This window comes from Bacteroides salyersiae WAL 10018 = DSM 18765 = JCM 12988 (assembly GCF_000381365.1).
GTDB lineage: Bacteria > Bacteroidota > Bacteroidia > Bacteroidales > Bacteroidaceae > Bacteroides > Bacteroides salyersiae.
The window spans coordinates 1,723,345-1,742,184 of record NZ_KB905466.1; the positions used below are offsets into that span (position 1 = coordinate 1,723,345).

The following is an 18,840-nucleotide window of genomic DNA, read 5'->3' on the forward strand; positions in this document are numbered from 1 at the left end:
ATCATTCAATATCATATTACTAAAACAACAGACAAACAGAGAAATACTTTCCCAAAAAACAAATAAGAAAAACCTATGCGGTAACTAACTCCATTTTACAACCGCATAAAATATCTTTAAAACTCAAAATGGGCAATCGGAAATATTTTTCCAACCACCCATCTTTATCCAAAATAAAATTAACGAAAAAACAGTAAAGTTTCTCCTATTCCATCATTTCTTCAACACAATCTTATCGTATTGCTCTTCAGCTTTTATTTCCGTATACTTAGGCGCATCTATCATCTCTATTAATGCACGGAGGACAGGGCCTTCTCCCATCGGGTCATTTTCTTGAGTAGGACGATTATAATAATAAGCCACAGAAGGCATAATACCGGTACCAACACAAATAGCAGTAACATCACCATTATCGGTAATCTTCTTCATCATACCCTTCAAACCTTGTTCCGCTACATAAATAAAATCAGGATGCAACCAACCTTCTTTAACTCCACGAGCAATACCGAAAACAAACATGGCTGTTCCGGTAATTTCCTCATAAGAATCTTCTTTATCCAACAGTTGATGCCACAAGCCATTTTTTCCCTGATATCGGGCTACTCCACTCGCCTGACGACGAAAATTTTCAATCACCGCATCACGCATCGGATGATCCTCAGGCATTACACTTAATAAATCGGCTTGTGCCATAAACACCCAACCGTTCGCACGACTCCAGTGAGCCACCCCATGTTCTTTTGTATCGGTGTGATAGCAATGATAATAGATATTCTTTTCCGGACACCACAAGTAACGGGTATAATTCAATACCTGATTGGCGGCATCATTAAAATATTTCTCATCACCGGTCATCTTCCCCATACGAGCAAGGAAAGAGATAGCCATAAAAGCATCATCCGCCCAAATTGTATTGACATGTGGCCAAAGCCGGGCAATCGTTCCATCCACCAGACGGGGCTCGGCATAATTCAAATGGTCGGCAGTTTCATTTACATAGCTCAAAAATGCTTCATTAGGATGCCGCATCTGTAGTTCTATCAAACTGGCCCCCATCGGTCCATTGTCATCCAGACGCTTACCACGAAAAATCATATGCCAGCTAAGTTTACGAACCGCATTCCAGCCACCATCCTTAAATGCCTGATCGTATTGGCGACGAAAGAAATCAAGGTTACCTTCATTAAACACGAAGTTCATGTTCTTCAGGACATACTTGTCATACTTCTTATCACCTACCTTATCAGCCAATTCCATCAATGCAATGTTGGTTACCCCATTTGTGTAATGCCAGTTGTTATACTTACAAGCCACTTTTACATCCATTGACAGAGGAAGTTTTTTCACCGATTTATAAACTTCTCCCGTCTTGGTGTTCTTGAATTCGTATGTAGTACTATCTAATATTCGGTCGGCAATTTTCAATGCAGCCTCTTTTGCCGTCATTTTAGTCTGAGCGGAAAGAGAAATAGTACACAAGAAAAGAGCACAAGATATAAAGATTCGTTTCATGGATTAATAGATTCTTTTTATGATTATTTAGGCAGATTAAAAGCGACTGTCATTTCATGCATTTGTTCTTGAGACATACCATCCGGAATGAAACCCATATTACGCGCATTGATATAAATCTGTGCAGATTTGCTCAACACATCAATCTGGTCGAAAGCATCCATGATATCCTCACCAACAGCACAAGCACCGTGTTTTTCCCACATAACCACATCATAATCATTGAGTTCTTTAATGGTGGCTTCCGCCAATGCTACAGAACTGGGCAATGCATAAGGAATAATCCCCAAACCACGCGGACAAAAGGCCTTCGTTTCGGGTATCATACTCCAAAGCAGATTAGTCAATACATCTTTTTCCAAAAAAGGTTTGTGATGCGTCATAGCGATCAATTCAATGGGATGTGTGTGCAAAGATGCTTTATAGGTAGAGCCCTTACTAATAAGATAATTGTGCATACACAAATGCGACGGTAACTCGGAAGTAGGCAATACCGGGTGGTCGGCAATGATAACGTAATTTGCACAATCATCGAGAATACGAATAATGGAACCATGTTCCATCGGCCAACGCGCCAAATCACGCATACGTTTATTAGTTCCCTTGCAATAGAAATAACAACCTTTCAGATAAGGTAATACGGTACCAATAGATTTTACTTCACTAATAGGAGCCAAATTGCGTATTTCATCATCTACAAACTCTGTAATATTCACAACGATATTGCCACCATTACGTTCGGCCCAGCCTTTTTGCCAAAGATATCCGGCTACTTCGGCAGCCTTATTTACTTCATTAGTAAGAGCCGGACGATTTTCCAAAATTGATTTCATCTTTTTATCTACGATTTATTCCCTGTGGTCATGACCATTATTTGATCTTTATGCCATAAGTACGTTAACGATTTTCTATTTACGATTAAAATAAGAGCCTGCTTAAAATATTTTCCTCCTTAAAGTTTCTACCTGCTCAATTAAAGATTGTTTTTATATACAGACCAAAGAACAACTACTAACCGGTATTTTCAATTATAAACGATCAGAAATCGTCCAATTGCCTAATTTATTATTTATGCTTGTGCCATCGCCACTACTATAATGGAAGAAATAAGAACAATTAACCCGAGAATCAAAACACCGATTGTCGAATTGCTTACCCCTTTCCATTCTTTCAAAAGAATACCCCAAACATTACTGAAAGTAACATTCAGCGACATCAGAATACTCCATGAAAACGCCAATAGAACAGGGCTTTCCGTCAGGAAACTTTTCCCCATTTCCAAGCCGAAGAACTGTGAATACCAAAGTACCCCGGCAAGGGCACAAAACAGCAGATTATTAACCAGTTGCCCACTCTTAACAGAAAAATATTCCTTACCGGTCTTATTCTTAATATTCTGTTGTATACAATACACTGCATTGGTGAAAAATCCCCCCAAAGTTACTAAAAATATAACCGGAAGACCAGCATACAAAGCCTCTACTCCGTTAGCAAGAGCTGCTTCCTTAATAGGTGTACCGGCATCCAACCCAAGAGCAAAACAAGCACTCATCACACCTGCCAACAAAGCAACCAGTAATCCTTTTGTCAATGCAAAATCTTTAACAGCCGCTTTCTTCTCCTCCTCAGTCATATTTTTGGAACGCAAACTTCCGGCATAACCGATAATCGCAATGCCAGCTAAAGTGATACACACACCGATAAGCAACATCAAACCATCGCCATGAAACAAATCTTTTCCGGCAAAGATAGCAGGAAAGAGCGTACCGAAACCGGCACAGGTACCCAAAGCAATACTTTGTCCTAAAGCTACGCCAAGATAGCGCATACTGAGTCCGAACGTTAGCCCTCCGACTCCCCATAGTACTCCATATACCATAGCAGGTACAGCACCACCGGAGCTCCACAAATCCATCAGGCTACTCTCGGCCGGCACAGCCAACAAAGCACCCAACAAAGGAAACACGAGCCATGCAAAAATCCCTTGTACCAACCAAAAACTTTCCCATGACCAGTTTTTTACTTTATTAATAGGTACATATGAGCTACTCTGCCCAAAACTGCCAATGGCTATAATAATAAGGCCTATCAGTGTATTCATGTATTTAGTGATAAGTGATTAGTGATAAATGATTAGCGACAGGTGATGAAAGTAGTGATTGGAAATGCTACTTTCATCACTAACCACTATTCTTATTCTCTTTTCGAAGTTACCTCTGTTTCGTATTTTTCTATCTCTGCAATAAATTCCTCGCCAACCGGAACATTATTCTTCAAACAGAACATATCCCACACAGCATTCCACGGAAGCGATTTAGCCTCTTCGAGCAGAGCCAGACGTTCGAACAACTGATCATTGGCTTCATATTCACGCAACTTAGCAATCGGTTCCAGTAATCCTTGCAAGAAACATTTCTGCGTAGCACGGCTACCAATCACATAAGCACCGATACGGTTAATGCTGGCATCAAAATAATCCAAACCGACATGTACACGGTCGAGAGCATTACAACGCACTACTTCTTTTGCCAGATCCAGCGTTTCATCATTCATGATAGTCACATGGTCACTATCCCAACGGATCGGGCGGCTAACGTGCAACATGATTTCCGGAGTATAAAGCAACAGCGAAGATATCTTATCAGCTACACTTTCGGTAGGATGGAAATGGCCGGTATCAAGTGTCACTATTTTATTACGGCTTGCACCATATCCAATATAGAAATCATTTGAACCTACCGTATAACTTTCCAGACCGATACCGAACACTTTCGATTCGATACAATCTTTCATATTCTTATATTCAACAGCAAAGATCTGATCCAAAGAATCTTTCAGCAGTTCGCGATAAAGCAGACGATTCACCGTGATATCCTTGCTCCCGTCGTGTACCCATAAATTCATGATACAAGGATCGCCCTGGCGCTTACCCATCTCTTCGGCAATTGCACGACAACGCTTGGTATGCTCGATCCAAAAATCACGAATACCTTTATCCGGATTCGACAATGAAAGGTTTCCACTTTTCGGATGAGAGAAAGAAGTAGAATTAAAGTCCAACTTCATACCATGTTCCGCTCCCCATTGTATCCAACTCTCAAAATGTTTCGGTTCTACCTGATCACGATCGACAAACTGACCACCGAAATCACCATAAATTTCATGTAGGTTCAAACGGTGAGTTCCGGGAATATAAGAAGCAGCTTTCAATATATCCTGTCTCAATTCTTCTATATTACGAGCTTTTCCCGGATAATTACCGGTAGCCTGAATTCCTCCGGTCAGCGAACCACTCGATTCGAATCCCGTTACATCATCTGCTTGCCAACAATGCAAAGATAGAGAAATCTTTTGCAAATCTTCCAATGCCTTATTAGCATCGACACCTACAGCCGCATAACGTTCAACCGCTATCTCGTAAGCCTTCTTAATCAGTTCTTCTTTCATGATACTATATTTTTAAAGTGTATATAAGCTTGTCCCCAATTTTCCATATTTTGGGGTTGGTAAGTTTTCAAAGGAATAGAATTATGAATGAGCTTTCTCATTCCCGGCACATCGGCAGCTTCACCTATCGCCATAGCCTGCATCATGACGTTGCCGAGAGCAGTCGCTTCTGACGGTCCGGCTACTACCGGAATACCTACCGCATTCGCCGTAAACTGATTAAGCAATTCATTGCGGCTTCCCCCGCCTATCACATGAAGTGTTTCTATCGGCTGAGAAGCTAATCCGCGCAGATCATCCAATACCTGGCGATAACGCAGTGCCAGACTTTCAAAAATACAACGTACAATCTGCCCACGAGTTTCCGGAACCGGCTGATTCGTATCCATACAATATTTACGGATGGCATTTTCCATATCATCGGGATTCGCAAAAAGTGCATTATCCGGATTGATAAGGCTACGGAAGGGCTCCGCCGTTTCGGCTTCAGCGATCAATTCCGGATACGAAGTCTCTCCCCATCCGGCACGGCAGCGTTCCAGCAACCACATTCCACAAATATTTTTCAGCAAACGGATCGTTCCGGCCACTCCCCCTTCATTCGTAAAATTCAACTTCTCCGTTTCTTCGGTAATAGCCGGCGCATCGGTTTCTATCCCCATCAACGACCATGTCCCACTACTTAAATAAGCAAAATTCGGATTTAATGCCGGGACGGCAGCCACTGCCGATCCGGTATCATGTCCGGCTACAGCAATTACAGGAACAGCTCCCAATCCGGTTATTTTTTGTATTTCTTTTGTCAATGTTCCGACTTTCTCTCCCGGATACACAAAACGTCCGAAATGCTCTTCCGTCAAACCGACCGCTTTCAATAATTCCGGTTCCAATTTGCGGGTTTGTGCATTTACCAATTGTGCCGTACTGGCAATCGTATATTCCGTTACCATCTCTCCTGTCAGCATATAGCTCAAAGCATCCGGAATAAACAAAATTTTATCTACCGCAGCCAGCGCACTGTCATTATTGCGTCGCAAGGTATCCAACTGGAACAACGAATTAAAATTCATTATCTGAATGCCCGTTAACTTATACACCTTACTACGGGGAATGCGCGAAAATAGCGCTTCCGGCGCCCCGTTTGTTTGGGGATCGCGATAAGCATACGGCTGGCGCAACAAATGCCCATCCTTTCCGACACAAACAAAATCGACTCCCCAAGTATCGATACCGATAGAAACGATCTTCACATCTTGCTTGCCCGCAACCAACTTCAACCCATCTATAACATACTGATAAAGTGCATAAATATCCCAATAAAAGTGTCCTCCAACCTCTATGAGGTGGTTGGGAAAACGATTCACTTCTTCCAATTCTAATCCGCCCTCAGAGAAAGAGCCTAATATCGTACGGCCACTGGTAGCTCCCAAATCAACCGCAAAAAAACAATTTCTTATCATGTCCTATATAATGTTGAGCCTATTCTTTCTATAATGACGCAAAAATAAAGGATTTGTACCCTATTCACGCTGTACGTTTTGACACAAAGGATGTCTTATTTGACAATTTGATTCACTCCTTCACAAAAGCGGGTTATCAACTTTTCTCCCTTTTCATGGTGAATCGTCACATTCTTCAATGTTATATTCCGGCTATATACGAATTCGGCTCCTATTTGGGAAGTAATATCCAAGTTCTCAAGCGTAATGCCATCGATCGGCATTTCCGGGATGCCATTGAAGAAAAGCGCCCTCCGGGCATTAGAACATACCAGATTCGAAATATGGATATTCCGGAAACAAGGAGTCGTTTCATCCACTGGCAGAGGATCTACCTTCAACGGTACTTTCTCACCACTTTCCAACACTTCAACAGCCGACTTACCTCCATAATACAAGTTGAAAGTAACAGGTTCCGTAGGAATATCCATCATGGAAACGTTGCGTACCCAGATGTTTTCAACAATTCCACCCCGTCCACGCTTACTCTTGAAACGAAGCCCTACATCAGTACCTAAAAACTGGCAATTACTCACAGACACATTACGTACTCCGCCACTCATCTCACTGCCTACCACGAATCCGCCATGTCCTTTAAACACCGTGCATCCGTCTACCACCACATTTTCACAAGAGCGGGCACGACGGCGTCCATCCTCATCCTTTCCACTCTTCAAGCAAATCCCGTCATCCCCCACATCGAAAGTAGAGTTTACAATCAAGGCATTCTTACAAGATTCCAAATCCAGGCCGTCACCATTTTGCGCATAGCTCGGATTACGCACCTGCACTTCTTCAATCAGTACATTTTCACACATCAACGGATGCAGATTCCACGCCGGAGAATTCTGAAAGATAACACCCTGCAGCCATACATTCTTACACTCTATCAAGCTCACCATCACCGGCCGAAGAAAATGACGCACGCTCTGCCATTCTTCCTCCGTCGTCAAGTTCTGAGGTACATTCATATTGCTGATCGTATCTCCTTTCAGTGTCTGCGGATAAGGGAACCAATAAGTGGGCCGTTTGTATACTCCCCCCCGGGCTATCGTCTGTTTCCAAACACTTTCCGTCACTTTTTCCCGTTTCAAAGGACGCCAAAAGTGTCCATTCCCGTCAATGGCCCCTTGCCCGGTGATAGCTACATTCGTCAGGTTACGTCCCGAAACAGGAGATTGACACCTGCGGGTATCCAATCCTTCAAAAACAGTTTCGACCAACGGATAAAGCTCCACATCCGGCGAGAAAAGCACTACGGCCCCTTTCTCTATGTGAAGATCGATATTACTTTTCAGCACAATAGGACCGGTCAGCCAGATACCTGCCGGCACAATCAAGTGTCCGCCTCCGCGAGACGATAATGTTTCGATAGCCTTTTCAAAAGCTTCGGTACAGAGTTCCACTCCATTGCCGACAGCACCAAAATCCGGCAGCAACACCTTCAAATCGGGAAATCGGGGTGCTTCCACCTTTGGCATTGCAAAGGGGAGATTCGTGTATATTTCTTCATATTTATAAGTTTGCGCCCAAGACGACAATACCGCCCACGCACAAAGAAACAAAACAATTGAAATTCTCTTCATTCGACTTTTTTATATTATGTAACTTAGAAACAATTTTGATCTTATAAAACTGCCCTTAGGGACTCTCAATCATTCTCCAAGATAATAAGAAGGTACCGGCGATTGCGGATACCCCATGCTCCGATGTGTAATATAACTCCGATAAAGTGCATCCTGCATCAATGTTACCCGACGGTCTTTTGCCGGAATACAAGTATGATAGATACGCAACTCTCCGGGAAGCGCAGTTATCAACTCCTCCCGCCAATCGCCCTCCATGTCGGCTATCATCAAAATGTCCCCTTCAATCCCTTCTGTCAGCGTCTCTCCTTTCCATTTCCAGATACTTTGTTTTCTGCCGTTCGAAGAAGAACCGGCTCCCCAACGGTTATTATCCCCCCGGAATGTTTCACGGAGCAGATCGGCATCCCACCAAATCCAATTCCGGCATCCCGGCACTTCCGCATTCGTTGTATTCAATTTCTTTCCATCCGAAGTTAACAGATATTTATCCGTACTTCCACCTTTACGGTCTTCACTGGCAAAACATTCCAGACCGGGATGTTCCGGATCAAAATCCGCCACCATGCCATCCCCCACATGATAGGTAGCATGTCCGATTCCCCATATCAGCTGTCCGGTACGAGCATTCACCACAGATACTCCGCGACCGTCTTCTTTCTTGGGTTCGCTCACCATAAACACCTGTAAGTCTTCCTCATCAGGACGTAGCTTACACAAATAAGCCTTATCGCTATGTCCCAACCCGGACGACCATAACAAAGTCCCGTTATCATCAAGCATACAAGACCCCAACAATATCTCGTCCCGACCATCGCCGTCCACATCTCCGGTCACCATGCTATGTGCCCCCATACTACGTACTACGGGATTTTCTTCATCACCATCCCAACGCCACATCCGTTGCAGTTTCCCCTCTTTCAACTGCCAGGCATCCACTACCATCAGTTTATAAGTGCCACGAGCTGCAAGAATACAAGGTGTTTTCCCATCCAGATAAGCCATTCCCATCTGATTCCTATTCTGGCGAATAAGATTTCCGTACCGGTCATTCCGTTCCGGCCAGTCCACCCGGTCTATCTCTTTCCCCGTCATCCCATCCAATACGGACAAGTATTCACTTCCACCACAAACACGGCCCTTTTCGTTCTTCACATAATCATCACCGGCAGTTTTCACCGCAACTTCCGCCTTACCATCCCCATTGAAATCATAAACGATAAAAGGCGAATACCAAATACCCGGCTCAATGCCCGGTCCCATATCATACGTCCAAAGCCATGTACCGTCGCTCAAATAAGCCGAAATTTTATATGTCTTACCGGTAGTATCTCCCGGCATGCCCGGATCTACATTGGTTTCGGGAGTACGGATGATATAATCGTAAATGCCATCACCATTCAAGTCGGCCAAAGCAATCTTACCTGCTTTGGCATTATCTTTCAAGCGAATGGAAGTATAGTTCTTACTCTTCCCGGCTTCTACTTCAAGTTTTTCGGATGCGGCGGGTTTCTGCCCTTTCAACACAGGCACCACCCAATAGGAAGCTATTCCCTTCACAGGTGCGTTGTCTACAAAATCACAAGTATGCAATATGGGCTTATTCGTCAAACGGCGAGTTTTACCATTTGCTTCACGATATACATGAAAAGCAGTAGCAGGCGCATCCGTATTCAGCAACCGCCAACTTAGGTAAACACCCTTCCCGTCCTGAGAAGGCACTGCATACAATCCACGGTTCAACCGTTCCGTAACCCGTTCTGTGGCAAACCCTTCCACCAATGGTTTGGCTTCATGCCGGGGATCCAGTATCTCGTACATATATTGTCTTTCGCGAGGATCTTGCGCAAAAAGAGTAGCCACTGCAAAAGAAATGCAGAGCACAAAAGCAATTCGTCTGTTCATGATAAAATATTAAAAACGTACTTCTTTCATCGGAATCAATTTTACCGGACCTAACAACCCGCTCGGCACGGGCTGCCAATTCTCATACCCGGACTTCTTATACTGAAGACTGACTATGTTGGCATCCTTAAAAATGCGCCAAGGTATCTGCCTCCTATCCATATCGGCAATACGATTAGCCGGTAAATTAGTAACTTCCACTTCCAATATATTTTCACCCGGATGCAAATATCTGCCAATCAGGCAACGATAAGGAACCGACCACAAAACAGCAGCCTCTTTCCCATTGACGCGAATACGGGCACTTTCACGCACATCCCCCAAATCGAGCATCCATTCGGGAATCGCAGAATCGTCAAGATGAAATTTAAGGGAATAACATGCAGTTCCCATTGTGTTTTTCACTTCATTTGCCGACAGTTCCGTCCACGAATCCAATTCTACAGAATCGGGAGCAGCGGTCACAACCGGTATACTTTCCACAAAGTGGAATCCCCATCGATCCGGTACTTTTTTTCCTTCGGATGCCGGATGCCAGTAATTCCATGCAGAAGCTTGTATATCACTCCCGGCAAAAGTCTTCAAAAGCAAAGACTCTCCCGAAGCCAGTTGCAAATACACCTCCGTACGCCCGTCGGCCTGACGAACAGCCGCCTTGCCACTTTCACCATTCACCGGATTATAAATCATAGCAGACTCTGCCTGCACCCCTAAAGGAATCCATCCTTCCGTATCCTCCGCCTTCAATGCAGATATAAAATAATGATTACCTTCTTCATTGACACGCCGAATACAGCTTAATCCGTTTTCCGTTTTCATCGCTTCCGGCAAAACTCCAGTTTCTGCCAATGTACGCTCATAGTCCGTACCGAATATAATACGTCCTTTACGTACCTTATCTTTCTGTTCCATCAACTTCCGGAAAGCTACACGGCGTGTCTCCAACCGGGCATATCCGGGCACATCCTGCGGGAATTGCTCCAAAAACACAATCATTGCCCCTTCATCTGCCAGACTCCATAGTTTAGCAAGCACATCATCCGGCATTAAACGGGCACCGGGAATAAGCAACGCGCGATAAGCCGTCCCCCCAGAAGTGACCAACTTTCCATTGACACAAGTAAGGCTACGTATAAAATTATCGGAAATATAATCCAAATCATATCCCGCATCATTGATCCGATGCACCGCATCGATAAAACGGGGAGCACGCTTCGCCATCTTATGAATGTCAAACATCAGCAGACGCCCGTCCTGCTCTTGCCACATATCATAAACAGGCAGATAGATCAGAAAATCATTATCCGGTTTTCCCATCTGCAAAAAGCTCTGGCAACGGGCTATGTAATCAAAAAATGCCGGTGCATCCCGCCAAATACTATTCGTAGGGCTCATATCGACAGCAGCATAGAATTTCCATCCCGGCCATGCAGCCTCAGCAGGCGAATAAGTGGTGCCATGAAAATACGTATGATTCACGCCCGAGATAAACATCAGGTCGATATCCGGCTTACACTGCGAAAGTGAAGTCCGGAAATGCTCCGTCAGCCAAGTAAAGGTTTCGGAAGTCGTATAGGGCTTGCCGGCTATATGAGCAGCCGAAGATGCATATTTCAACATGGACAGATCCGAATCGTTGGGGCGTGTCAATGAATCCTTGCGCAATCCCCGGATATTAAAATCGGAAAGCCCGAACCCTTCACATTCAGGAACATCCACCGTGGCATATAGATCAATCAGATTACCGGGCGATCCATGTGCCTGATTACGGGTTTTAGAGCCATGTGAATGCGCCCACTCCGTCCATTGCCGGGTAAAATTCTCCAATAACAATTCCGCCATCGTTTCCCGGTAATCAGAGATGATACGGGCAACCGTATCCGTCCGTTTCTCTGACAGGAATTCCGGAAGATGTTCTTCCAATTTATAGCCGCGACGAATGGCGAACTCATCAAAAAGATTCTCCGTCCAATCCGCCTTATATACCTCATAAGAATCATTGAAGAAATTATGCGGATAGGGCGTTTTCGACGACTCGAAAGCACGCTCGAAACGCTCCAGATAATTCTTCACGGCACGGGCGGACAAATGATCCATCACGTATCCCTCACCACCGGGGGCCGCCCGTTTCACTTTCTGGAAAGTTTTCCCACAAAAAGCAGCAATCAGTTTCCAATCACCCTTCGGTGCTTTCCATTGCAGTCTGCCGTCTTTTGTCACCTTATCCGTCACATCAATACACCGGCCTTTATCAGAATAAGCCATAAGCCGGCTCAACTTTGCATAAGGCAGTTGTTTGGAATCGGCAACCACTATTTTTTCCTTAAACGGCTCCCCGCCCTTCCATTCATATTCAGTGATGAAAAGCTTACCGGCAGCATCTTCTATCCCGACTTCCGGGCCTCCAAAAGGCCATCCGGTCCCAGTGTTCATATCAATCTGCATCCCCAGGCGGGCAGCTTCACTCTCCGTATATTGCAACATCTCCATCCAAGGGGACGAAAGAAATGGAATCTCATTTGCCTCATTCCCCTTGACCCCATAAATAGGGGTGATCTCCATCGTTCCCATCCCTGCTTTCGCATAGGCGTCCAGATTACGGGTTAAGTTTTCTTTATCTACGGCGCTTCCCATCCACCACCAGCGTGCGGCAGGTTTCGCTTCTGTCTGTATTTCCGGCCAGTCCACCTGTTGTGCCCCCATCGAAGCGCACATCAGCAATCCTCCCAATAAGATCGTTATCTTTCTGTTCATTATTTTATTTTTATCCGTCATCCAAGTGCGGTACTATTTATTCAATTCAATGCATCCCATGATGAAAGGGCCGGTAGCCTTTGCATCATTATCACGCATTTTCTCTCCGATATAATATTCGAAACTACCGTCACGATACGGATGTCCGCCCAAGCCGCCTACCTGGCAACAACGGGTCAACGTCAGTGTACCATCCGCATTTTCTACCAGCAGTTTATCTTTCAATCCTTTAAAGGCCTTCTCTGCAACTGCTTTGTATTTTGCATCGATATATCCTTTATTCACAGCTTTTGCATAGGCATACATGCATTGTGAAGTAACGGATGCTTCCGGAAAGTTCCCTTCACGCTTAGGCTGGTCAATCACCTGATACCACAAACCGGCCTTATCCTGATATTTAGGGAGAGTATCCGCCAAGCCTTGTATCCAGCTTATCATATCGGAACGTCCGGGATGTTCTTCCGGAATATAATCCAACGCATCGACCAATGCCATAAACCACCAACCGATACTACGCCCCCAGAAATTAGGAGAATGTCCGGTTTCCGGATTGGCCCAACGCTGGCTTTTGCTCTCGTCCCAAGCATGGTGATACAAGCCGGTTCCGGCATCATAAGTATGTTTATGGCAAAGCGCGAACTGCTTCACCGCCTCATCGATCCACTCCGGACGATTGAACTCCGCACCATACTGTGCCATGAAAGGAGAAGCCATATACAAACCATCCAGCCACATCTGGTGCTGGTAAATCAATTTGTGCCAATATCCTCCCTCCAGTGTGCGCGGATGTCTTTTCAATTGTTTTATCAGCTCGTCCATTGCCTTTTTATATTTATCGTTTCCCGTCTCGCGGTAAACATCGAAAAGTACTTTTCCCGAATTGATGAAGTCCAGATTATAAGTAGACATATCATATAAATGGATTTCTCCTTTTTCATTGATCAATGAATCGACCCAAGCTTCCACATAATCAAAATAATGCCGTTCACCCGTTTGTCTCCACATCCGGAGCATGGCACAACAGCCCACTCCCTGTGCATATCCGAAAAACAGACGTCTCCCATGATCCAGTTGATACGCCTTCGGAAAACGACGCATCTCCGAATCGGCAAACCAGCGTGCATAAGTATCGGGAGCAAAATGATCGGTACGGAAAGGGACTGCCGGAAGTCCCGCCTTATTATAAAGATTCACCCGGAAGAAATTTCCATAGCCATAACGTACTGCTACCGGCTGGGGAACCTCCGGTGCTGACAATTCCAGTTTACTGCCTTGAATGGCAGCCGTAGCAGGATAAAAGCGGGCATCGGCTCCGGAGATAAAGAATCCTCTTACCGGAGCATTTTCCGGAGTTTGCAATCCGCCTTCCGCATAATCAAAAGTCAACGTTACTTTTCCGTCTTTCACTTTCATACTCTTATAAAGCGGCCCCGAATAAGCTGTTTTTTTACCATATTGTTTCGCCAAAGCCCAGGCAGCCAAGCGTTCACCTGTCACCCGCTTGTTGCGCGGATGAATATCCGTAGAATCACCGGCATCTGTTATTACTACCATACCTATATTCTTCAAACCGCTTTGCCAGGTTTTCAATTGTGCTTCACGAATGCCTGCTGGTTGTTTGTAGTGCGGTGCAATCTGTACGAAATAAAAGGGCATATCAGCCTGCCCCCATTCCTGCCGCCAACTGTTTATCAGATTAGTGAACACCTTCTGATATTTTTCATGACGGATTGAATTGGACTCTCCCTGATACCAGATATTTCCCTTAATGGTATATCCTTTGATCGGGGCAATCATACCGTTCCACAACGTGGCCGGTACTTTGCATTTGTCTTTCTCACGCTTCACGTTCTGCGGGGCAAACTCTTCCATGACATCGGCATACAAAGGATTGTCTTTCATCACCCTCCTCTCTGTCCACGATTCGGCATGGGTACCTCCCCAAGTGGACTGAATCAGTCCGACCGGCATCTGCAATTCTTTATAAAGTTTACGACCGAATATAAAGCCGACAGCCGAAAATTCTTTCACATTTTCCGGAGTACAAACCAGCCATCGGCCGATGCAATCCTCTTTTTCTCCCTCAGGAGCCAGTTGATGCTCCACATGGAAAAGCCGGATGGAAGGATAATCGGCATCCTTCATCTCCTCCGTTTCATTCAGTATACCTGTCTTCCATTTTACATTCGGATCACGAGCTACCGGAAATTCCATATTCGACTGTCCGGTGCAAAGCCATACTTCACCTATTAATATATTATGTATTGTGATTGTGTTCTCTCCCTTTACGGTCAGCGTCTGATTATCCATCACACCGGGAGTCTTGATTTTCACCTCCCAATGTCCGTCAGTGGGTGTCTGCACCGTATAAATGTTTTTATCCCAAGAGGTAGAAACCGTAACTTTCTCACCCGGACGCGCTTTTCCCCAAAAACGAACTTGAGCCTTTTGTTGCAATACCATATTGTCCGATAAGATAGCGGGAAGTGTAATCTTGCCTTGTACAGGCAATGTACCGATATAGAAAAGTAAAAATATAAAATACCAAAACTGCTTTTTCATGTGTTTTTGATAGTTTAAAAGATTAATGGAATTATTGATGACGCAAAAATAGGCAGAATCGACCGAAGTATCGGTTTGTTTTTTGATTGTAATCTTATTCTTTTTGTCGTTTCATATCAAAAAAACAATTACCCTTAGAATGCTCTACTACATAGAGCATATTCATTTTTCTATAAATCAACCGATAGACTTTATTTAAAATACAAAAAAAGTTAACGGCCATCAGGAGTTTAAGTAAATAAAGTTACCTTTGAAAAATCCTTAAAACAAATGCTATGATTAAGGTAGTTTTACATAAAATAATTTATTGGAGCATAATATTAATCACAATACTCCGAGCAAGTTCTTTGTTTTCCCAAGTTCCAGTGATATCAATTCCTCAACCGGCAGAAATAGGTCGTTTCGATAACTTCCGCCAAACTTCTCCCCAAAAGCCATCTGGCATATCATCTTCCCGTGACGCCTTGATTCAAAGGCAAAATGAGGCCATCATGCGTGAGGTAAAAGAAAACGAACGTAGAAGAGCAGCCATCAACCGCCAATATGCTATTCAGAAATACATGAAATCCAACTCAATCCCTTTACCGGATTTTTCCCCAACTCCCGGTTCAGAATGTTTTCAAAGTGCCCGTGAAGAGATACTTGAAATGCTTGAAGGCAAAAAGGAGATGAGTCTAAAAAGAGCCGTATTCGTGACGGAAAACGCTTTTTTCGGGAATAAAATGAAATATGAAGAGTTTGATGCAGCCATTCAGAATCTAAAACACATTTGTCTGCTGAAAATGCAGGAAGAAAAATTAGATAAGAATGACGGGTTAGCAAAGTTAATGATGATCTTTCGTATTCTGTCGGAAGTTATTGAAGTCAAAGAGCCCGGTAGTGAAAAAACAATCATTCATCACCCGATGAAATATGATTTTGAAGATTATCGCGCAGATATTAACACCAGTAATTATATGGTATCAAAGCTTTTAGCCAAGAATACAGGACAGTGCCATTCCATGCCTCTATTGTTTTTGATTCTTGCCGAAGAGTTGGAAACAGAAGCTTTCTGGTGTTTTTCACCGAGCCACTCTTTTATAAAATTCCAAGACAAGCAAAACCGTTGGTATAATATAGAGCTAACTCAAGGTGCTGTTGTCACAGATGATTTCTATATGAATAGCGGTTTCATTAAATCCAAAGCTATCCAGACAGGTATTTATCTGAATCCACGGACTATGAAACAGACCATTGCCCATATGCTCAATGACTTGTCTGCTTATTATATTTCCTGTTATGGCTATGATCATTTTATAGAAGAAAACAGCAATTTAGTTTTGCGTTATTCTCCTTCTGATTTAACGGCTTATCAACATTACGCAAACATCTGCACTGTACAAGCTCAATATGTAATTGATGCTTGCGGCAGACCTCCCAAAGAACAGCTTCCGGAATATCCACAGGCACACCGTTTATTTAAAAAGATGCTTCAATCCTATGAGAAAATAGACAGTCTGGGCTATGAAGAAATGCCGGCCGAGATATATCATAATTGGTTAAAGCAAGTTGATAAAGCCAAAACATTGCCGGAAAACCAACCTTCACCAATCATCCAAATCAAAAAATAGATGTGTATGAAACGAATTAGCACCTTACTACTGTTCCTGCTCACGCTACTGACAGGATATGCACAAAACCCTTTTGCCACTTACGGCTACAAGCCGAAAATGGCCACTTTAAGTAATGGACGTTTTGATGAATTTCACGATAAGGATCGGATCATAGAAATTGGTTCTGTCAAGTTTGATACAAAAACAAATAAAATAGTAGGACCGGCTGAATCTGATACTTTAGATACCGTTATGGATATTCAAACGGTCAGCCGGTTTATTTCGATTGATCCTCATGCAGAAAGGTATTATTCGATTAGCCCGTACGCATATTGCAATAATAATCCTATTAGATTTATTGATCCGAATGGTCAAGATGGTTGGGATGTTGTTGTTGGTTACGGAATAGGCCTTGTCACAAACATTATTCCCGGTAGTGGTACTTTAAGAGATACTTATACTCCCAATGACCCTTCCGACTATAATGATGCACTACAAGGAATAGATAATGCATCCATATTAATTGGAGAAGGAATGATAAAAGCCGGTGGCACAGGTATGGCTGTCGGAACTGGGGCAGTAGCAGTCGGAGTTACCGCTACTGTTGGTAGTGGTGGTAGTTTAGCGATTGGTGGGGTACCCGTAGCTAGTGCTGGTGCCGTATTGATTAAAGCAGGTGCAACCACTGCAGGAACAGGTGTCGTTTTAATGGCTAATGGAAAACAAAATCAAGATGCAGGATATAATAGAGGGAAAAAAAGTATCAGCGAAACGAAAGCCGCTTTAAAAAAAGCAAAGGAAATAATAGGTTTATCTCCAGAAGAAAGTTTACCCAAAAGTGAAGGAAAATTTGGTAGCCCGCAAAGAGGAGATAGTAAAAAAGGGTATCGTTTAGATCCAGCTCATCCTAATGCCCAAGAAGGCACCCCAGAATCCCAACCCCATATCAATTACTGGGATTACACTAAAGGAAAAAGAGGAAATGGAGGAATAGAAGGTGCTATACCAATAATTATAAAATGACATATTATGGATTCTTTTAAAATAAAATTATACGAACAGGAATATAATAAACCATTTCCTTCTTTTAAACATTTAACTATTAGAGAATGCGAAGTCATAAAAAAGAAATTCTTTTTTGATTTTCAAGTAGACAACGATTTAAAATTAGTTAACGAGATAAGAAGAAATGAAATTTACATCAACAATTTCGATGCAAATAACGAACAAGATTTTAATATAAAAAAAATATTTCAACACTTAGATAAAGATGTCACTTTTAAAGTATATATTAATTGGTTTCGTTTTGATAACATAGATCAAATGAAATTTAATGACTTTTCCACTTATTTTTATGATATTTGGTTTCCTAGTGTTGATGATATAGATCTATTTGATGAAAGTTATTCTTGGATTGTTTCTATTAGACATGATGGCATGATATATGTTTGGAACCAATGATTATTTTCATATTATGAAAAAAGTATATTATGCCTTGTATCATGTTTATGAAGATGAGCAAGCAAATAAAGATGAAGAAAAGTTCATAGGATTATTTTCCACAGCAAGGAAAGCCAGACAAGTTATTGAGGAATTGAGGTATCTTCCAGGATTTAATAAATTTCCTAAAAAGAATTTTGAATTATATCATGTAGAAATAGATTTCTCTAATTGGAAAGAAGGATTTACAACAATATATTACTAATGGACAAGTTTTACAAATTAGATTATAGGCATCCGACCCGTGTAGGATATGAAGAATTGTCTATCGTTTTTTTTTCTTCATTAGATAAAGTGAGAGAGATAATAAATGACCGAATGTTACAACCGGGATTCAAAGAATATTCGTGCGATTGTTTCATTGTAACTGAGATATTTGCAGATGAATATAGATGGAAAAAAGGGTTCGAAAGTACAAAGGGACGGGATATTGAATTATAATATTGCCAATATTTACTAAAAATTATAGAGTGCGACAATATC

13 protein-coding genes are annotated in these 18,840 nt (G+C 42.9%); 4 read left to right on the forward strand and 9 right to left on the reverse strand.

All coding sequences use genetic code 11. The features are described from left to right. Positions 1–213: 213 nt before the first annotated feature. From HMPREF1532_RS06570 to HMPREF1532_RS06610, 9 genes are all read right to left on the reverse strand, one after another. On the reverse strand, positions 214–1,512 hold the full coding sequence (locus HMPREF1532_RS06570) for a glycoside hydrolase family 88/105 protein (protein ID WP_005926618.1): 1,299 nt from the start codon (positions 1,510–1,512) through the stop codon (positions 214–216). A 23-nt stretch (positions 1,513–1,535) separates the two neighbouring features. Next, positions 1,536–2,345: a rhamnulose-1-phosphate aldolase gene (gene rhaD, locus HMPREF1532_RS06575; protein WP_005926621.1), complete on the reverse strand. Its 810-nt coding sequence runs from the start codon at positions 2,343–2,345 to the stop codon at positions 1,536–1,538. Positions 2,346–2,581: 236 nt separating this feature from the next. Continuing rightward, complete coding sequence (rhaT, locus tag HMPREF1532_RS06580) at positions 2,582–3,613, reverse strand: L-rhamnose/proton symporter RhaT (protein WP_005926624.1); 1,032 nt, start codon at positions 3,611–3,613, stop codon at positions 2,582–2,584. 92 nt (positions 3,614–3,705) lie between these two features. Continuing rightward, on the reverse strand, positions 3,706–4,962 hold the full coding sequence (locus tag HMPREF1532_RS06585) for an L-rhamnose isomerase (RefSeq protein WP_187373825.1): 1,257 nt from the start codon (positions 4,960–4,962) through the stop codon (positions 3,706–3,708). Continuing rightward, positions 4,956–6,416: a rhamnulokinase gene (rhaB, locus tag HMPREF1532_RS06590; RefSeq protein ID WP_025819182.1), complete on the reverse strand. Its 1,461-nt coding sequence runs from the start codon at positions 6,414–6,416 to the stop codon at positions 4,956–4,958. Before rhaB ends, HMPREF1532_RS06585 begins: the two co-directional genes overlap by 7 nt. A 98-nt stretch (positions 6,417–6,514) precedes the next feature. After that, the gene (locus tag HMPREF1532_RS06595) at positions 6,515–8,044 is read right to left on the reverse strand and encodes a glycoside hydrolase family 28 protein (RefSeq protein ID WP_005926632.1); all 1,530 of its coding nucleotides are present in this window, start codon (positions 8,042–8,044) and stop codon (positions 6,515–6,517) included. A 69-nt stretch (positions 8,045–8,113) separates the two neighbouring features. Next, a complete protein-coding gene (locus HMPREF1532_RS06600; protein WP_005926635.1) occupies positions 8,114–9,949 on the reverse strand; it encodes a rhamnogalacturonan lyase family protein in 1,836 nt (611 codons plus the stop codon). Between the two features lie 9 nt (positions 9,950–9,958). Continuing rightward, positions 9,959–12,703, reverse strand: a complete 2,745-nt coding sequence (locus HMPREF1532_RS06605) for an alpha-L-rhamnosidase (protein ID WP_187373821.1) — start codon at positions 12,701–12,703, stop codon at positions 9,959–9,961. A 33-nt stretch (positions 12,704–12,736) separates the two neighbouring features. After that, complete coding sequence (locus HMPREF1532_RS06610) at positions 12,737–15,265, reverse strand: glycoside hydrolase family 88 protein (protein ID WP_005926642.1); 2,529 nt, start codon at positions 15,263–15,265, stop codon at positions 12,737–12,739. Positions 15,266–15,630: 365 nt separating this feature from the next. On the opposite strand from HMPREF1532_RS06610, the gene HMPREF1532_RS06615 reads away from it, so the two are divergent. The 4 genes from HMPREF1532_RS06615 to HMPREF1532_RS06630 are packed head-to-tail and all read left to right on the forward strand — an operon-like array spanning position 15,631 to position 18,562. Then, positions 15,631–16,875 (forward strand): hypothetical protein, encoded by a 1,245-nt coding sequence (locus HMPREF1532_RS06615; protein WP_244266408.1) that lies wholly within the window; start codon positions 15,631–15,633, stop codon positions 16,873–16,875. A gap of 6 nt (positions 16,876–16,881) precedes the next feature. Then, a complete protein-coding gene (locus tag HMPREF1532_RS06620) occupies positions 16,882–17,880 on the forward strand; it encodes an RHS repeat-associated core domain-containing protein (protein ID WP_005926651.1) in 999 nt (332 codons plus the stop codon). A 6-nt stretch (positions 17,881–17,886) separates the two neighbouring features. After that, a complete protein-coding gene (locus HMPREF1532_RS06625) occupies positions 17,887–18,318 on the forward strand; it encodes a hypothetical protein (protein ID WP_005926654.1) in 432 nt (143 codons plus the stop codon). A gap of 13 nt (positions 18,319–18,331) precedes the next feature. Continuing rightward, positions 18,332–18,562 (forward strand): DUF7336 domain-containing protein, encoded by a 231-nt coding sequence (locus HMPREF1532_RS06630; protein WP_224203749.1) that lies wholly within the window; start codon positions 18,332–18,334, stop codon positions 18,560–18,562. The last annotated feature ends 278 nt before the right edge of the window (positions 18,563–18,840 follow it).

Bases quoted from the DNA above. Each gene is read 5' to 3' on its own strand.
- rhaD (WP_005926621.1), bottom strand. From the start codon at position 2,345: ATGAAATCAATTTTGGAAAATCGTCCGGCTCTTACTAATGAAGTAAAT.
- HMPREF1532_RS06595 (WP_005926632.1), bottom strand. From the start codon at position 8,044: ATGAAGAGAATTTCAATTGTTTTGTTTCTTTGTGCGTGGGCGGTATTG.
- HMPREF1532_RS06625 (WP_005926654.1), top strand. From the start codon at position 17,887: ATGGATTCTTTTAAAATAAAATTATACGAACAGGAATATAATAAACCA.
- rhaT (WP_005926624.1), bottom strand. From the start codon at position 3,613: ATGAATACACTGATAGGCCTTATTATTATAGCCATTGGCAGTTTTGGG.
- HMPREF1532_RS06600 (WP_005926635.1), bottom strand. From the start codon at position 9,949: ATGAACAGACGAATTGCTTTTGTGCTCTGCATTTCTTTTGCAGTGGCT.
- HMPREF1532_RS06605 (WP_187373821.1), bottom strand. From the start codon at position 12,703: ATGAACAGAAAGATAACGATCTTATTGGGAGGATTGCTGATGTGCGCT.
- HMPREF1532_RS06620 (WP_005926651.1), top strand. From the start codon at position 16,882: ATGAAACGAATTAGCACCTTACTACTGTTCCTGCTCACGCTACTGACA.
- HMPREF1532_RS06630 (WP_224203749.1), top strand. From the start codon at position 18,332: ATGAAAAAAGTATATTATGCCTTGTATCATGTTTATGAAGATGAGCAA.
- HMPREF1532_RS06610 (WP_005926642.1), bottom strand. From the start codon at position 15,265: ATGAAAAAGCAGTTTTGGTATTTTATATTTTTACTTTTCTATATCGGT.
- HMPREF1532_RS06570 (WP_005926618.1), bottom strand. From the start codon at position 1,512: ATGAAACGAATCTTTATATCTTGTGCTCTTTTCTTGTGTACTATTTCT.